The 14497-nt window shown below is 57.6% G+C and carries 17 protein-coding genes; 2 read left to right on the top strand and 15 right to left on the bottom strand.

Annotated elements, in window-relative coordinates:
* Positions 1–91: 91 nt before the first annotated feature.
* The 15 genes from sucD to tsaD all read right to left on the bottom strand — a co-directional run bounded on the left by sucD (position 92) and on the right by tsaD (position 12748).
* Positions 92–994: a succinate--CoA ligase subunit alpha gene (gene sucD, locus IFT84_RS13370; protein WP_192120150.1), complete on the bottom strand. Its 903-nt coding sequence runs from the start codon at positions 992–994 to the stop codon at positions 92–94.
* Positions 995–997: 3 nt separating this feature from the next.
* Positions 998–2194, bottom strand: a complete 1197-nt coding sequence (sucC, locus tag IFT84_RS13365; protein WP_192120148.1) for an ADP-forming succinate--CoA ligase subunit beta — start codon at positions 2192–2194, stop codon at positions 998–1000.
* 27 nt (positions 2195–2221) lie between these two features.
* A complete protein-coding gene (gene mdh, locus IFT84_RS13360; protein WP_192120147.1) occupies positions 2222–3184 on the bottom strand; it encodes a malate dehydrogenase in 963 nt (320 codons plus the stop codon).
* Between the two features lie 225 nt (positions 3185–3409).
* A complete protein-coding gene (gene zapE / locus IFT84_RS13355; protein ID WP_192120146.1) occupies positions 3410–4549 on the bottom strand; it encodes a cell division protein ZapE in 1140 nt (379 codons plus the stop codon).
* A 39-nt stretch (positions 4550–4588) separates the two neighbouring features.
* Positions 4589–5143, bottom strand: a complete 555-nt coding sequence (locus tag IFT84_RS13350) for a protease inhibitor Inh/omp19 family protein (RefSeq protein WP_192120145.1) — start codon at positions 5141–5143, stop codon at positions 4589–4591.
* A 109-nt stretch (positions 5144–5252) separates the two neighbouring features.
* Complete coding sequence (locus IFT84_RS13345; protein WP_192120144.1) at positions 5253–6032, bottom strand: succinate dehydrogenase iron-sulfur subunit; 780 nt, start codon at positions 6030–6032, stop codon at positions 5253–5255.
* 2 nt (positions 6033–6034) lie between these two features.
* Positions 6035–6334, bottom strand: a complete 300-nt coding sequence (locus tag IFT84_RS13340) for a virulence factor (protein ID WP_192120143.1) — start codon at positions 6332–6334, stop codon at positions 6035–6037.
* An 87-nt stretch (positions 6335–6421) separates the two neighbouring features.
* On the bottom strand, positions 6422–8248 hold the full coding sequence (gene sdhA, locus IFT84_RS13335) for a succinate dehydrogenase flavoprotein subunit (protein ID WP_192120142.1): 1827 nt from the start codon (positions 8246–8248) through the stop codon (positions 6422–6424).
* Between the two features lie 4 nt (positions 8249–8252).
* The gene (sdhD, locus tag IFT84_RS13330; RefSeq protein WP_192120141.1) at positions 8253–8633 is read right to left on the bottom strand and encodes a succinate dehydrogenase, hydrophobic membrane anchor protein; all 381 of its coding nucleotides are present in this window, start codon (positions 8631–8633) and stop codon (positions 8253–8255) included.
* Positions 8634–8647: 14 nt separating this feature from the next.
* Positions 8648–9043 carry a succinate dehydrogenase, cytochrome b556 subunit gene (sdhC, locus tag IFT84_RS13325; RefSeq protein ID WP_192120139.1) on the bottom strand — a complete coding sequence of 132 codons (396 nt, stop codon included), beginning with the start codon at positions 9041–9043 and terminating at the stop codon, positions 8648–8650.
* Between the two features lie 193 nt (positions 9044–9236).
* Positions 9237–9893, bottom strand: a complete 657-nt coding sequence (locus tag IFT84_RS13320; RefSeq protein WP_192120137.1) for a class I SAM-dependent methyltransferase — start codon at positions 9891–9893, stop codon at positions 9237–9239.
* A complete protein-coding gene (locus tag IFT84_RS13315) occupies positions 9893–10321 on the bottom strand; it encodes an EVE domain-containing protein (protein ID WP_192120135.1) in 429 nt (142 codons plus the stop codon). The genes IFT84_RS13320 and IFT84_RS13315 overlap by 1 nt, the downstream gene beginning before the upstream one ends.
* A gap of 5 nt (positions 10322–10326) precedes the next feature.
* Complete coding sequence (locus IFT84_RS13310; protein WP_192120133.1) at positions 10327–10620, bottom strand: YciI-like protein; 294 nt, start codon at positions 10618–10620, stop codon at positions 10327–10329.
* Positions 10621–10634: 14 nt separating this feature from the next.
* Entirely contained in the window at positions 10635–11645 is a 1011-nt protein-coding gene (locus IFT84_RS13305) for an NAD(P)H-dependent glycerol-3-phosphate dehydrogenase (protein ID WP_192120412.1), read from the bottom strand.
* A gap of 11 nt (positions 11646–11656) precedes the next feature.
* On the bottom strand, positions 11657–12748 hold the full coding sequence (tsaD, locus tag IFT84_RS13300; RefSeq protein ID WP_192120130.1) for a tRNA (adenosine(37)-N6)-threonylcarbamoyltransferase complex transferase subunit TsaD: 1092 nt from the start codon (positions 12746–12748) through the stop codon (positions 11657–11659).
* 72 nt (positions 12749–12820) lie between these two features.
* Here tsaD and hemC point away from each other — a divergent pair, with 72 nt between their 5' ends.
* The gene (gene hemC / locus IFT84_RS13295; protein ID WP_192120128.1) at positions 12821–13753 is read left to right on the top strand and encodes a hydroxymethylbilane synthase; all 933 of its coding nucleotides are present in this window, start codon (positions 12821–12823) and stop codon (positions 13751–13753) included.
* A gap of 3 nt (positions 13754–13756) precedes the next feature.
* The gene (locus IFT84_RS13290; RefSeq protein ID WP_192120126.1) at positions 13757–14464 is read left to right on the top strand and encodes a uroporphyrinogen-III synthase; all 708 of its coding nucleotides are present in this window, start codon (positions 13757–13759) and stop codon (positions 14462–14464) included.
* The last annotated feature ends 33 nt before the right edge of the window (positions 14465–14497 follow it).

Here is a 14497-nt window from a genome sequence, read left to right as displayed (position 1 = left end):
CCGGAGTTTCCGGCGCTGCCGCTGATGCGGCGTTTCAAACAGTTAGAAACCGGCGCGCCTTGTTTCTTACAAGGCGCGCCGGTTGAATGTATCAGCCCTTGAGGACTTCAACCAAGGTCTTGCCAAGGCGAGCTGGCGATGGCGAAACCCGAATGCCAGCGGCTTCCATCGCTGCAATCTTGTCTTCCGCGCCACCCTTGCCGCCGGAAATGACAGCGCCCGCATGGCCCATGGTGCGGCCAGCCGGTGCTGTGCGACCGGCGATGAAGCCGACCATTGGCTTCGCGCGGCCACGCTTGGCTTCGTCCTTGATGAACTGAGCCGCATCTTCTTCCGCAGAACCGCCGATTTCACCGATCATGATGATCGACTTGGTTTCCTCGTCGGCCAGGAACATTTCCAGGATGTCGATGAATTCCGTACCCTTGACCGGATCGCCGCCGATGCCGACAGCCGTGGTCTGGCCAAGGCCTTCATTGCTGGTCTGGAACACAGCTTCGTAGGTAAGCGTGCCGGACCGCGAGAGAACGCCGACCGAGCCCTTCTTGAAGATGTTGCCGGGCATAATGCCGATCTTGCACTCATCCGGTGTCATGACGCCGGGGCAGTTCGGTCCGATCAGACGTGATTTCGACGACTCCAGCCGTGCCTTGACCTTGACCATGTCGGAGACCGGAATGCCTTCCGTGATGCACACAATCAGCGGAATTTCTGCTTCGATGGCTTCCAGAATGGCGGCAGCCGCGCCGGCTGGCGGCACGTAGATCACAGAGGCGTCAGCGCCGGTGGCATCACGCGCTTCAGCAACCGTTGCGAAGATCGGCAGCTTTTCGCCCTTGCCACCTTCCCAGGTCTCACCACCCTTTTTCGGGTTGATACCGCCGACCATCTTCGTGCCGTGGTAGGCCAGTGCCTGTTCTGTGTGAAAAGTGCCGGTCTTGCCTGTCAGGCCCTGAACCAGAATTTTGGTGTCTTTGTTGATCAGAATAGACATGGATCAGGCTTCCTTCACTGCGGCTACGATCTTTTGCGCAGCGTCATCGAGATCATCGGCGGAAATAACGTTCAGGCCGGACTCGTTGATGATCTTCTTGCCGAGGTCGACATTGGTGCCCTCAAGTCGAACGACCAGCGGAACAGTGAGGCCAACATCCTTGACCGCAGCGATTACGCCTTCCGCGATCACATCACACTTCATGATGCCGCCGAAGATGTTGACGAGAATGCCCTTCACCGCCGGATCGGCCGTGATGATCTTGAACGCCGCCGTGACCTTCTCCTTGGACGCGCCGCCGCCCACATCGAGGAAGTTTGCGGGCTCAGCACCATACAGCTTGATGATGTCCATGGTTGCCATGGCAAGACCAGCGCCGTTGACCATACAGCCGATGTTGCCATCGAGCGCTACATAAGCGAGATCGTACTTCGATGCCTCGATTTCCTTGGCATCTTCTTCCGTCGTATCGCGCAGAGCAACGATATCTTCGTGACGGAACAATGCGTTGCCATCGAAGGAGACCTTGGCGTCCAGCACGCGCAGGCGACCATTGGTCATGACGATCAGCGGGTTGATTTCCAGAAGGCTCATGTCCTTTTCGACAAAGGCCTTGTAGATGATCGGAAACAGCGTTTCGCTGTCCTTGCGGGCCTCGCCTTCCAGCTTCAGCGCGTCAGCCAACTTGGTCAGATCTTCAGCCGTCAGGCCTGTTTCCGGGTCAACGGCAACTGTGATGATTTTTTCCGGGGTATGCTCGGCGACGGCTTCAATGTCCATGCCGCCTTCGGTAGACACGACAAAAGCCGGACGGCCGACGGTACGGTCAACCAGCACCGACAGATAAAGCTCGCGGTCGATATCTGCGCCGTCTTCAATGTACAGGCGGTTGACTTGCTTGCCAGCAGGGCCGGTCTGCTGTGTAACCAGCGTGTTGCCCAGCATTTCCTTGGAGTGGGCAACAACCTCTTCGATGGACTTTGCCAGGCGCACGCCGCCCTTGGCATCGGGGCCGAGTTCGGTGAACTTGCCCTTGCCGCGACCGCCAGCATGAATCTGGCTTTTGACCACATAGAGTGGGCCGGGAAGCGACTTTGCCGCGGCTTCCGCCTCGTCTGCCGAAAAGATTGCCACGCCGTCAGCGACAGGCGCGCCAAAGCTCTTCAACAGAGCCTTGCCTTGGTATTCGTGAATATTCATGAGAGGTTTTCCTGTTAAGGCTTGAGCTTATTTCAAGCTTGGAGCAATGGTTGCGCAAGCTTCGCACAAACCCGCAACGGAGCCGACCGACTTTTCAAACGCTTGACGTTCCGTCGCATCCAGATCGATCTCGATGACACGCTCAACACCGCCAGCGCCGATAACCGTTGGTACGCCGACATACATGTCGTTAACGCCATACTCACCAGAAAGATGCGCGGCGCAGGGCAGAACGCGCTTTTTGTCCTTGAGGAAGGACTCGGCCATTTCGATTGCCGAGGCTGCAGGCGCGTAATAGGCCGAGCCGGTTTTCAGCAGACCGACGATTTCCGCGCCGCCATCACGGGTGCGCTGGATGATTTCTTCCAGACGATCCTGCGTGCACCAGCCCATCTTGACGAGGTCCGTCAGCGGGATACCGGCAACGGTGGAATAGCGAGCCAGCGGCACCATGCTATCGCCATGACCGCCGAGAACAAATGCGGTTACGTCCTGTACGGACACCTTGAATTCCTCCGCCAGAAACAGACGGAAACGGGCAGAGTCGAGAACGCCCGCCATGCCAACAACCATGTTCTTCGGCAGGCCGGAAAATTTCTGCAAAGCCCAGACCATCGCATCCAGCGGGTTGGTGATGCAGATGACAAAGGCATTCGGGGCATATTTCTTTATGCCGGCGCCAACCTGCTCCATCACCTTGAGGTTGATACCGAGCAGATCATCGCGGCTCATGCCAGGCTTGCGGGCAACGCCAGCGGTCACGATGCACACATCGGCACCCTCAATGGCGGAGTAGTCGCTAGCGCCGGTCAAGGACGCATTGAAACCCTCAACGGGGGATGACTGGGCGATATCGAGGCCCTTGCCCTGTGGAATACCGTCAGCAATATCAAACAGAACGATGTCGCCGAGTTCTTTCAGGCCTGCCAGATGTGCCAGCGTTCCCCCGATCATCCCCGAACCGATCAATGCAATCTTATTACGCGCCATGAAAATGCTTCCCTCTTGCGATCTCATTTAAAGGCGCGTCGCTGGGCCATCGGCCACAAGCGCGAATACCGGAAACGTCATCCTCCAGCCGCTGCCTTTCGCGGGTAGGAAGTAGCCGCGTATTTGCAAAATATCAACCGATACTTTTGCATCTAGCAATTTCAATCGGTTAGATCAAATTTATCTTACGTAAACGTAAGAAAACGGGTCGAGATTGTGTTCAGATTAAGGCTCTCTTGCTGCAAGAGCGTAGTCCTCACTCTGCATCTCGATCAGACGGGAGACGGTACGGTCGAACTCGAAACCTTCTGTGCCATGCCGGTCAGTCAGCAAATTCTCAGGAGCAGCGACAGCCGTTGCGTACAGTTTCGCACCGCGATCGTACAGCGTATCGATCAACGTGATGAAGCGTTTGGTTTCGTTACGCTTCTCGCGTCCGAGATAAGGAATACCCTCAATAAAAATCGTTTGATACCTGTCCAGTATCGCGAGATAATCGGAGGCACCCAGCGGTCGTTCGCACAGGTCTGAAAACGAAAACCGTGCGGCGTGACCGCTTGCCCGAGGCACAGGTATAGAGCGGCCTTTACGCTCGACCGCTGCTGATTCTGCTGGGCGCCCTTGTGCTGCCCGGTTCCAGTCCGCATCCAGCGCCGCCCGCGTCTGGTCGTTCAGCGGATACCGCCAAATCGGCTGCGCGCCGGTTTTTTCCAAACGGTAATCGGTGACCGAGTCGAGGGGAACAATATTGACATACTGCTTGAGCATGTCAACAAACGGCAGGAACAGGCTTCGGTTCAACCCATCCCGATAGAGATTGTCCGGCTCAACGTTGGATGTTGCCACCAGAATACAGCCGCGCGAGAACAACTCGCCAAACAGACGCGAGAGTATCATTGCATCTGCAATGTCGGTGACTGAAAACTCGTCGAAGCATAAAAGCCGCGCTTCTGCCATCAGGCTTTGGGCAACGGGCGGCACAGGATCGGCCTCTTTGGTTTCGCCATTTTTGAGGCGCTGACGATGGCGATGAATGCGCTCATGAACGTCAGCCATAAACGAATGGAAATGGGCACGGCGCTTCGCTCTGATCGGCACCAGATCAAAGAACAGGTCCATCAGCATGGTCTTGCCGCGACCAACACCGCCGTGAATATATAGTCCTTTGATAACGGGGGCCGGTTTGCGTTTGGCAAACAACCAGCCCAATAGGCTGGATTTCTGCGGTGTTTCGGTGGCGTAGATGTCGTTCAACAGACGGTCGAACAGACCGGCGATTTCCATCTGGCCGGGGTCGGCGCGCAGCTCGCCGCCTGCGACGAGCTGACCGAGCTTACGGGTCACACTGTTTTGTGAATTGGGCAAGGCTGCACCAGGGTTGGGCGGGCGTATGCCCGCTGAACGTTACCGGCTCAGGCTGAGCGTCTGGCCAGAGTTGGTGGAGCCTTCGAAACGGGAATCAGCCGTCTTATAAACGCGCGCCAATGCGCTGCCGTTGCGATCCTTGAGGATCACCTGCTTGCCGGAGACCTCCCACGATCCCATCATCGTGAGTTCACCCGCGCAACCACGTGTGCCGCCGCGCGAACCGCTGCCGAGATTGGTGAGCGTCAGGAACATGTCGCAGGAGCTTGCGCCATTGGCGACACGCCAATTGCCGACCATGGATTCCTTGGTCACATCCAGCGCATTTTCAGCCGATGCGACAGTCGTTGCCGGAGCTGTTGGCTGCGTGGCTGGCGCTGTCGGGAATTGTGATGGATTGGTCGTCGGATCAGGAAGCTGGCTGGAAGAGACCGAAGCAACCGGTTGCGGTGCCAGTGATGCAGGACCGGGGGCCGCATTCGCGCCCATTTGCTGACCACCAAAGCCATCGTTAGAGGTGCGGGTGCACCCCGACAATGCCAGCAAAACGACCAAACCCGTTACTGCCCCGCCGACCGAATGTGTAAACCGCATAGGATGCTCCTGCCCGTCAATGCCACGTTTCAGGCAATATAGGTCAAATTATTGTAAAACCAGACAATAAAATCAAGCGAGTTGAAAATCTTTGTCACACACCACAAACTTAAACGCGGCGCTCGACCATCATTTTCTTGATCTCTCCGATGGCCTTCGCGGGGTTAAGGCCTTTAGGACAGGTTTGTGCGCAGTTCATGATCGTATGGCAACGATAAAGACGGAAGGGATCTTCCAGATTGTCGAGACGCTCCCCGGTTGCTTCATCGCGGGAATCGATCAGCCAGCGGTAGGCTTGCAGCAGCACAGCAGGACCGAGGTAACGGTCGCCGTTCCACCAGTAGCTTGGGCACGAAGTTGAGCAGCAGGCGCATAGAATGCACTCGTAAAGCCCGTCCAGCTTCATGCGGTCGTCGTGGCTCTGCTTCCACTCCTTGGCGGGTGTGGGCGACACGGTCTTCAACCACGGCTCAATTGACCGATGCTGGGCGTAGAAGTTGGTCAGGTCCGGCACAAGATCTTTGACGACGGGCATGTGCGGCAGGGGATAAATTTTAACCGCACCCTTCACGTCGTCCATACCCTTGGTGCAAGCAAGGGTGTTCGTGCCATCGATGTTCATCGCGCAGGAACCACAAATGCCTTCGCGACAGGAGCGGCGAAGCGTCAGGGTCGGGTCGATCTTGTTCTTGATGTAGAGAAGACCATCGAGAACCATCGGTCCGCAATCATCGATATCGATATAGAAGGTGTCAATCCGCGGGTTCTGTCCGTCATCCGGATTCCAGCGATACACCTTGTATTCGCGCACATGAACCGCGCCTTGCGGCTTGGGCCAAACCTTGCCCCGTGTCATCTGCGAATTTTTGGGAAGAGCAAGTTCAACCATTTTCAGCTTTCCTCATCATCGTCAAATGCCATCATCAGGTCATTGTTTTCTTCAATTCGCAGCATTCTTATGTCTTTGACAGAGGGCTGGAACCACGGGTATTTTTTTGCCAATCGCTGCACGACCCGGACGCATCGAACCGCATCGATCGTTTGATCGCCAAAGTAGGTGCTGCCTTGCCGCCATTCAAAGCCACGGGAGGTCAAATAGTTTCTGACATCGGTATAGGCATTGTTCCAGGACGGGTTTGGATACAGTTGTTTGAGAGTCTCTGTGTCCAGATCGAATACGACCGCATACATTCGGTCACTCCTTGAACTGTTGTGGCCTATCTGAGCAGATGTTCGATGAACCGCCATGGACCTATACCTCGAGTGAAACTGTATCGCTCAATAAACACGTGCTTTCGGCTCGATCTTTTTCGGATCGATGCCACCGGTCAATAGGTCGGTATGCACACCGCGATAATCAAGGCGCACATTGCCGGTATCGCTGATCCATGACAGCGTATGTTTGCGCCAGTTCACATCGTCACGTCCTGCAAACGGTCCGCTGGTGTAATCCTCGCGCGCATGGCTGCCGCGGCTTTCCTTGCGGGCTTCCGCGCCATAAACCGTGGCAATGGCGTTGGCCATCAGGTTTTCCAGTTCCAGCGTTTCCACCAGATCGGAATTCCAGATCATCGAGCGGTCGGTCACGCGGATATCGGCCATCTGCTGCCAAATTGCCGACATGCGGCGGCAGCCGGATTCCAGCGATTCCTGTGTGCGGAACACCGCTGCATCTTCCTGCATCGTGCGCTGCATCCGGTCGCGCAGATGGGCTGTCGGCGTTTCGCCCCCGGCATGACGCAAACGGTCGAACCGGTCCATGATCTTGTCGCAGGCATCCACATTGACCTGCGGCGCTGCCGAGGTACGGTCGATCACCTGACCGGCGCGGATTGCCGCCGCGCGGCCAAATACGACAAGGTCGATCAACGAGTTGGAGCCGAGACGATTGGCGCCATGCACCGAAGCACAGCCAGCTTCACCCACAGCCATCAGTCCGGGCGCGATGCGCTCGGGATTGTCGCTGTCGGCGTTCAGCACTTCACCCCAATAATTGGTGGGAATGCCGCCCATATTGTAATGGACGGTCGGCAGAACCGGGATCGGCTCACGGGTCACATCGACACCGGCGAAAATCTTGGCGGACTCGGAGATACCCGGCAGGCGCTCATGCAGGATGGCGGGGTCCAGATGGTCCAGATGCAGGAAGATATGGTCTTTGTTCTTGCCAACACCACGGCCTTCACGGATTTCCATCGTCATGCAGCGCGAAACCACGTCACGCGAGGCAAGATCCTTCGCCGACGGCGCATAACGCTCCATGAACCGCTCGCCTTCGGAGTTGACAAGATAACCGCCTTCCCCGCGCGCACCCTCGGTAATCAGGCAGCCTGCGCCATAGATACCGGTCGGGTGGAACTGAACGAACTCCATATCCTGCAGCGGCAAGCCCGCGCGCGCAATCATACCGCCGCCGTCACCGGTGCAGGTATGGGCCGAGGTCGCCGAGAAGTAGGCACGACCGTAACCACCGGTCGCCAGCACCACCATTTTTGCGGCAAAGCGATGGATTGTGCCATCGTCAAGGTTCCAGGCAACAACGCCCGTGCAACGGCCATCGGATTCCATGATCAAATCGATGGCAAAGTATTCGATGAAGAATTCTGCGTTGTTGCGCAGCGACTGGCCATACAGGGTGTGCAGAATGGCGTGGCCTGTGCGGTCAGCAGCCGCACAGGTGCGTTGCACTGGCGGGCCTTCGCCGTAATTCTGCATGTGGCCGCCGAATGGACGCTGGTAGATCTTGCCCTCCTCGTTGCGCGAGAACGGCACGCCGTAATGCTCCAGTTCGTAGACGGCTTTCGGCGCTTCCATGGCAAGGTACTGCATGGCGTCCACGTCGCCCAGCCAGTCGGACCCCTTGACCGTATCGTAAAGATGCCACTGCCAGCAATCGGGTGTCATATTGGTAAGAGATGCGGCGATGCCGCCCTGCGCTGCGACCGTATGGGACCGCGTCGGGAAAACCTTGGTAATACACGCTGTTTTCAGGCCCTGCTCTGCCATGCCAAGCGTCGCGCGCAAACCCGCGCCACCGGCACCGACGACAATTACGTCGAAGGAGTGGTCCACATAGGTGTAAGCCTTACCATTCATCGAAGCCATAGTATTATCCTGTAAATGCAATTTTCAGGATGGCGAACAGACAGAGCGCGCCAACGATGATCGCAAAAAACGTATTGAGCATCAGCAGCCCAAGCTTCACGGCGTCATTATGGACATAGTCCTCGATAACCACCTGCATGCCAAGGCGCATGTGAATAAGACCGGACAGCACAACCAGCGCCATGACCACGGCCACAAACGGATTGGACAGGGCCGAAACCGCTTCCGCATAGGGCGCACCAGCATAGCGCACAATGAAAAACATGAAAAACAGCATCAATGGCACATTGGACACAGCCGTGACACGTTGATGCCAAAAATGTTCTGTACCGTTCTTGGCAGAACCGAGGCCGCGAACTTTGCCCAAAGGCGTACGCATATCCATACCGTCTACTCCGATCAGAATCGCACGAGATAAATGACGATCCATAGTAATACGGTCAGACAGATCGATCCGATCATATTGCCAATGGCAAGTTTTGTAGAAAATGACTTTTCATAGCCATGTCCCATGTCCCACATAAAGTGGCGGATGCCGCCCAGCATATGATGAAACAAGGCCCAGCTATAGCCAAACAGCACCAAAAGCGCAGGAATGGTGCCAAAAATCCAGCTGATACTGTTGTAACGGGCCTCGCCTGAGGCCACGGCGATCAGCCAAGCAACGACCAGAATGGTGCCGAAATACAGCGCCACGCCGGTAATTCGGTGCAAAATGGACATGACCATGGTTGGAATAGGCTTGTAAATCTGTAGATGCGGCGAAAGAGGCCGGCTTCTAGTGACATTCGCCATCAGAACCTCACGAAAACGTGGGAGAACCCGCCTCCGTTCAGATGACGCTCCTCCCCTCGCACAGTAGAGTGCATAGTTACATGGTGCGACGTTTAATCGCCTCTTCCCGCCACGACAAGTGCGTTTATCAGCAATTGTAAGATTTAATCGATTATAGCCGAAACGCTATAATGGCATGTAAAAACATGAGATTTCAGGTCAAGTCCGATTGGAACGACCAGAAGGTCGTTCGCTTGACGTCGTTGTCTTCCAGCGCGCGGCTGACAGGCACCCGGTAGGTGGCAAGTTCAGTCAGGCGGTCCTTGAGACAGTAGGCCCGTCCGGGATCGCCAACCAGAACGACTGCGCCAGCCGCTGAAAGGCTCGCAAACCACGGCGTCAGCAGTGAAGCGAAGACGCTATCGTAAAAGACATCACCGGCCAGATACATATCAGCCCGACGCGCACCACCAATCAGGTTTTCCGGTGTGAACGTCATCTCAACCTGATTAAGCGATGCATTCAGTGCCACGGCGGTTTTGGCCCACGGGTCGATATCGTCGCAGAGAACCCTAGCTGCTCCGGCCTTGGCAGCAGCAATACCGACAAGGCCGGAGCCACTGGCAAAGTCCACCACCGATTTGCCACGAACGGTTTCCGGGTTGTCCAGAATATACCGCGCCAGTCCCTGCCCGCCCGCCCAGGCAAAAGCCCAGAACGGCGGCGGTAGGCCGATCTCCTGCAACTCATCCTCGGTCTTCAACCAGAGATCATGCGCCTCGGTCGCCAGATAAAGCTGGATTTCCGGCACATGCGGAGGTGAGACCTGTTCCGTATTGGCGAGGATAAAGGTGCGCGGATCGGTTTTCATCAGGTGGGCGGATTTTCCAGCCCGCCCATGCGGCATACCTCGAAATATTCCGCTTCGGTGACGGGTTGGACGGACAGCCGCATGGAGGTGACCAGCGCCATTTTTTCCAGCGCCGGATTGGCCTTCACATCTTTCAAGGTAACAGGCTTCGGCATATCGCAGATGGCGCGGATATGCACGCAATCCCAACGCGGATCATCTGCCGTACTATCGGGTGCAGACAGGGCGCAGACTTCGGTGATACCGACGACTTCCAGCCCTTCATTGGAATGGTAGAAGAAGCCCTTATCGCCAATTTTCATGGCGCGCATATTGTTGCGCGCCGAGTAATTGCGCACGCCCGTCCATTCGGTGCCTGCCTCGCCTGCATCTTTCTGCATGGCCCAGGACCATTTGAACGGTTCGGATTTGTAAAGCCAGAATGCCATCGTCTTTATGCCTCAGGCTTGTTGAAAACCCAGTTCCAGGCTTTCACCTCAACCGTTTCAAACAGCCCTGCCCTAGCGTAGGGATCGGCAGCGGACAGGGCCTGAGCGGCCTCCAGCGTTTCGGCCTCTACCACCACAAGACTGCCCGTGGCTTGCCCGGCGTCATCCAGAAACGGGCCGGCAAACTTCAACTGACCGGCAGCGTTGATCTCGTTCAGCCACGCCACATGCGGCGGGCGGGTCTCCATGCGCAAGGCAAGGCTATCAGGCTTATCGGTGCAAAGAAACGCGTATAACATCAAGACTTCTCCTGTTATTCCTGTGTAATGGGGCGGGACATCAGTTGATGAAGCGCGGTGGCGACGTCCATGTGGCCATCGATAATGGCAGCGACAGCATCGGTCACGGGCATATCAACGCCCAATCGGCGGGCAACATCGGCAGCAATGGCGGCAGCGAATGCGCCCTCCACCAGTTCACCTCCAAAACTTGACTTGGTGCCGCCCACATCACTTTTATAAGTCCGGCCGAGCGCAATGCCGAACCGCAAATTTCGCGACTGATGGCTGGTGGCCGTCAGCACCAGATCCCCGAGACCAGACAGCCCCCGCACCGTATCACCCTCGCCGCCATGGGCCGCGACGAACCGAGACATTTCCGCCAGCCCCCGCGCAATCAGCGCAGCACGGGCTGAATCGCCAAGGCCCGCGCCTTCCACGATGCCGCAGGCAATGGCCAGCACGTTCTTCAGCGCGCCGCCCAGTTGCACACCAATCCGGTCCGCACTCGGGTACAGCCGGAATGTCTGGCCGGACAGCGCCAATGCCAGTTCACCAGCCAATTGCTCATGGCTTGCGCCAAGAGTCATGGCTGTTGGCAGGCCCTTGGCGATATCGGCAGCAAAACCGGGACCGGACAGAACCGCTATCTCATGGTCGGGCAGTTCCAGCGCCAGAACATCCGTCAGCAAACGACCAGAGGCTTTGTCCAGCCCCTTGGCGCAGGTGACGATGGCGGCATGGGCGGCAATCAAGGGCCGCAATTGCCGAGCCGCTTGCGCCTGCGCCTGCGATGGCATAGCGAACAGGACGATATCTGCATCTCGAAGCACGGCTGGATCGGCGGAAAAATTGAGGTTCGGCGATAGATCAATGCCCGGCAATGCCGCCTCATTGCGACGATGCTGCCGGAAGGTTGCGACAACCTCGGCGCGCCGCGCCAGCAAAATGACATGGGCCCGCGCTGTGGACGCAATGACCGTTGCCAGCGCCGTACCAAACGCACCGGAGCCAACAACCACAATATTGCGCTGACGATCCACCATGATACCTTGGGTCATGCCTTCGCGCCACGCTTTCCAGAGCCGAGCAGGGTCTGCGCGCTAGCATCCAGCGGCCAGCGCGACCGGGGAGAGACGCTGAGCGAATCCGGCGCGAAGCCAGCGGCCACACGCTCCGCGCCCGCCCATCCAATCATCGCCGCATTGTCGGTACACAGCGCCAGAGGCGGCGCGATGAACGTGAATCCATCGGTATCGCACAGTGTTTGCAGGGTTTGGCGCAGCACCTGATTGGCCGCAACACCGCCCGCTACCACAAGCGCTGGCGCTTTCGTGTCGGGATACTGTGTTTTGAACCGCGCCAGCCCTCGGCCAATGCGATCCGTCAATGTGCGGGAAACGGCGTTTTGAAACGACGCGCAGATATCGGCCACATCCTGATCATTGACAGGTGCAATACTGGTTGCCGCTTGGCGCACAGCGGTCTTCAAGCCGGAGAACGAAAAATCAAGCCGGGCTTCGCCTACTAGCGGACGGGGCAGAACAAATCGGTCCGTGCGTCCGGTTCGCGCCGCTGCCTCCACGGCGGGACCGCCCGGATATGGCAGACCGAGGAGCTTTGCGGTCTTGTCGAACGCCTCGCCCAGCGCATCGTCGATCGTCGTTCCCCAACGCTCGTAGTCACCCACGCCACGCACCAGCACAAGCTGCGTATGACCACCCGACACCAGCAACATCAGGAACGGAAAGGGCAGGCCATGGGTCAGACGCGCCGTCAGCGCATGGCCTTCCAAATGGTTGATGGCGTAGAGCGGCTTGCCACTGGCCAGCGCCAGCGCCTTAGCCGTCATCAGGCCAACAATAAGACCACCGATCAGACCCGGCCCGCTGGTGGCGGCAATGGCATCCATGTCCCGCAGGTGTTTGCCGGCGCGCATCAGCGCTTCTTCGATCAGCGTATCCAGGGCTTCCACATGCGCCCGGGCAGCAATTTCAGGCACAACGCCACCATAGGCACTGTGGTCATCAAGCTGGCTCAGCACCACCTCGCCGGCTATATGGCCTTTGCCGTCGGCATCGCGGATGACAACGGCGGCAGCTGTTTCATCGCAGCTTGTTTCTATACCGAGAACGGTGATGGCGCTCATGGATTTACTCAATTGTTGCGGATAACCGGTAGACCGGTTACGAGACGTGTCGGTAACAATGGATGACGCCGGATGCAAACAAAACCTTTCCGAATTGGCACACGCGGAAGCAATCTCGCTTTGGCGCAGGCCTATGAAACCCGTGATCGGCTGATGGTTGCCCACGGTCTGCCGGAGGAGATGTTTAACATCGTCGTCATGTCCACCATGGGCGACCGCGTGACCGACCGTGCATTGTCGGAGATTGGCGGCAAGGGTCTTTTTACCGAGGAAATCGAGCAGCAACTCCTGTCCGGTGGTCTGGATTTTGCCGTCCATTCCTCAAAGGACATGCCGACACTTTTGCCCGATGGGCTGGTGCTGGCCGCCTTTCTGGCGCGAGAGGATATCCGGGATGCCTTCATCGGGCGCGATGTGGAAAAACTGATGGACCTGCCCCATGGCGCGACCGTTGGCTCCGCATCGCTGCGCAGGCAAGCCCTTCTGCGGCGTCTGCGACCGGATCTGAACGTTATCATCTACCGGGGACAGGTGGAAACACGGCTGCGCAAGCTGGCGGAAGGTGAAGCCGATGCAACGTTGCTGGCTTACGCAGGTTTGAAACGGCTGGGGCGACCGGAGGTCGCGACCGAGCTTCTTGACCCGGAATCGTTCCCTCCCGCCCCGGCGCAGGGTGCGATCTGCATCGAATGCCGCCGCAATGACGAACGGGTCATGGCGCTTCTCGATGCTGTTAACGACCGGCGAACGTTCGAAGCCGTTACCTGCGAACGCAGCTTTCTTGGCGTCCTTGACGGCTCCTGCCGAACACCGATAGCCGGCTATGCATTTTCAGATGGTGAGGCTATCCGGTTTTCCGGCACCGTGCTGACGCCGGATGGCAGCCTGTACCACACGGTGGAAATCGACGGCAAAGCGTCTGATGCAAAAGCATTGGGTGAGCAGGCAGGCCAGAAGATCCGCACCTTGGCTGGCCCTGATTTCTTTGCCAGCTGGCTGACCTGAACCATGCGCGTGCTGGTGACCCGTCCACAACCGGCTGCCCGTTTGACGGCAGAGCGCGTTGAGGCAATGGGGCATATCGCGACAGAGCTGCCTTTGTTTGAAGCAAGGCATCGGCGAGATGAGGCCTTTGCCGCTTTGTCTCAGCCCCATGCCGCCATTGCCGTTACCAGTGCCGAGGCCATTCGTGCCCTTGGCGACAACGAAGCGATGCTGTCACCTCATGTTGAAACGCCGGTCTATGCCGTGGGGCAGGCAACGGCACAGGCCGCCAGAACCGCTGGCTTTCGCCATGTGGTGACCGGAGAGGGTACAGGCGAAGCGCTGGCGGACATCATCATCGCCGACAGGCCCGGACCCGTTCTTTACCTTGCCGGTACACCCCGCTCGTGCACCTTTGAGATGAAGCTGTCACGCGCCGGTATCGTGCGGACCATTGTCAAATGCTACCGCATGGAACCACTGCATTATGATAGGGCCAAACTGAGCAAGGTTATCGAACTCCCGCCGGACGTTGTCTTGCTCTATTCAAAACAAGCGGCTGTGCAACTGTGCAGGCTTCTAGGGGTTGAGATTGTCGCATCGCTGACCTGCCTGTGCCTGAGCCAAAAGGTGGCGCAGGCGCTGCCTGAAAACTCTGCCAATATCCTTGTCAGTGCGACCCCTGACGAAGCCGCGCTTTTGCAACTGCTGGCCTTCACAGATAAGTTTTAGCCAATTTATACAAAGGCCCTTTCCCAAACGCCC

The sequence above is a fragment of the Rhizobium sp. CFBP 8762 genome (assembly GCF_014841565.1).
GTDB lineage: Bacteria > Pseudomonadota > Alphaproteobacteria > Rhizobiales > Rhizobiaceae > CFBP-8762.
Note: the sequence above shows the minus strand (reverse complement) of the source record. Positions and strands in the feature narration are given on the sequence as shown.

What these genes read in the sequence shown, in the direction of transcription:
- IFT84_RS13310 (WP_192120133.1), bottom strand. Translation starts at nt 10,620, where the DNA reads ATGTTATACGCGTTTCTTTGCACCGATAAGCCTGATAGCCTTGCCTTG.
- IFT84_RS13315 (WP_192120135.1), bottom strand. Translation starts at nt 10,321, where the DNA reads ATGGCATTCTGGCTTTACAAATCCGAACCGTTCAAATGGTCCTGGGCC.
- sdhD (WP_192120141.1), bottom strand. Translation starts at nt 8,633, where the DNA reads ATGGATATGCGTACGCCTTTGGGCAAAGTTCGCGGCCTCGGTTCTGCC.
- sdhC (WP_192120139.1), bottom strand. Translation starts at nt 9,043, where the DNA reads ATGGCGAATGTCACTAGAAGCCGGCCTCTTTCGCCGCATCTACAGATT.
- tsaD (WP_192120130.1), bottom strand. Translation starts at nt 12,748, where the DNA reads ATGAGCGCCATCACCGTTCTCGGTATAGAAACAAGCTGCGATGAAACA.
- IFT84_RS13320 (WP_192120137.1), bottom strand. Translation starts at nt 9,893, where the DNA reads ATGAAAACCGATCCGCGCACCTTTATCCTCGCCAATACGGAACAGGTC.
- sucD (WP_192120150.1), bottom strand. Translation starts at nt 994, where the DNA reads ATGTCTATTCTGATCAACAAAGACACCAAAATTCTGGTTCAGGGCCTG.
- IFT84_RS13340 (WP_192120143.1), bottom strand. Translation starts at nt 6,334, where the DNA reads ATGTATGCGGTCGTATTCGATCTGGACACAGAGACTCTCAAACAACTG.
- sdhA (WP_192120142.1), bottom strand. Translation starts at nt 8,248, where the DNA reads ATGGCTTCGATGAATGGTAAGGCTTACACCTATGTGGACCACTCCTTC.
- IFT84_RS13305 (WP_192120412.1), bottom strand. Translation starts at nt 11,645, where the DNA reads ATGGTGGATCGTCAGCGCAATATTGTGGTTGTTGGCTCCGGTGCGTTT.
- sucC (WP_192120148.1), bottom strand. Translation starts at nt 2,194, where the DNA reads ATGAATATTCACGAATACCAAGGCAAGGCTCTGTTGAAGAGCTTTGGC.
- IFT84_RS13345 (WP_192120144.1), bottom strand. Translation starts at nt 6,032, where the DNA reads ATGGTTGAACTTGCTCTTCCCAAAAATTCGCAGATGACACGGGGCAAG.
- mdh (WP_192120147.1), bottom strand. Translation starts at nt 3,184, where the DNA reads ATGGCGCGTAATAAGATTGCATTGATCGGTTCGGGGATGATCGGGGGA.
- hemC (WP_192120128.1), top strand. Translation starts at nt 12,821, where the DNA reads ATGCAAACAAAACCTTTCCGAATTGGCACACGCGGAAGCAATCTCGCT.
- IFT84_RS13290 (WP_192120126.1), top strand. Translation starts at nt 13,757, where the DNA reads ATGCGCGTGCTGGTGACCCGTCCACAACCGGCTGCCCGTTTGACGGCA.
- IFT84_RS13350 (WP_192120145.1), bottom strand. Translation starts at nt 5,143, where the DNA reads ATGCGGTTTACACATTCGGTCGGCGGGGCAGTAACGGGTTTGGTCGTT.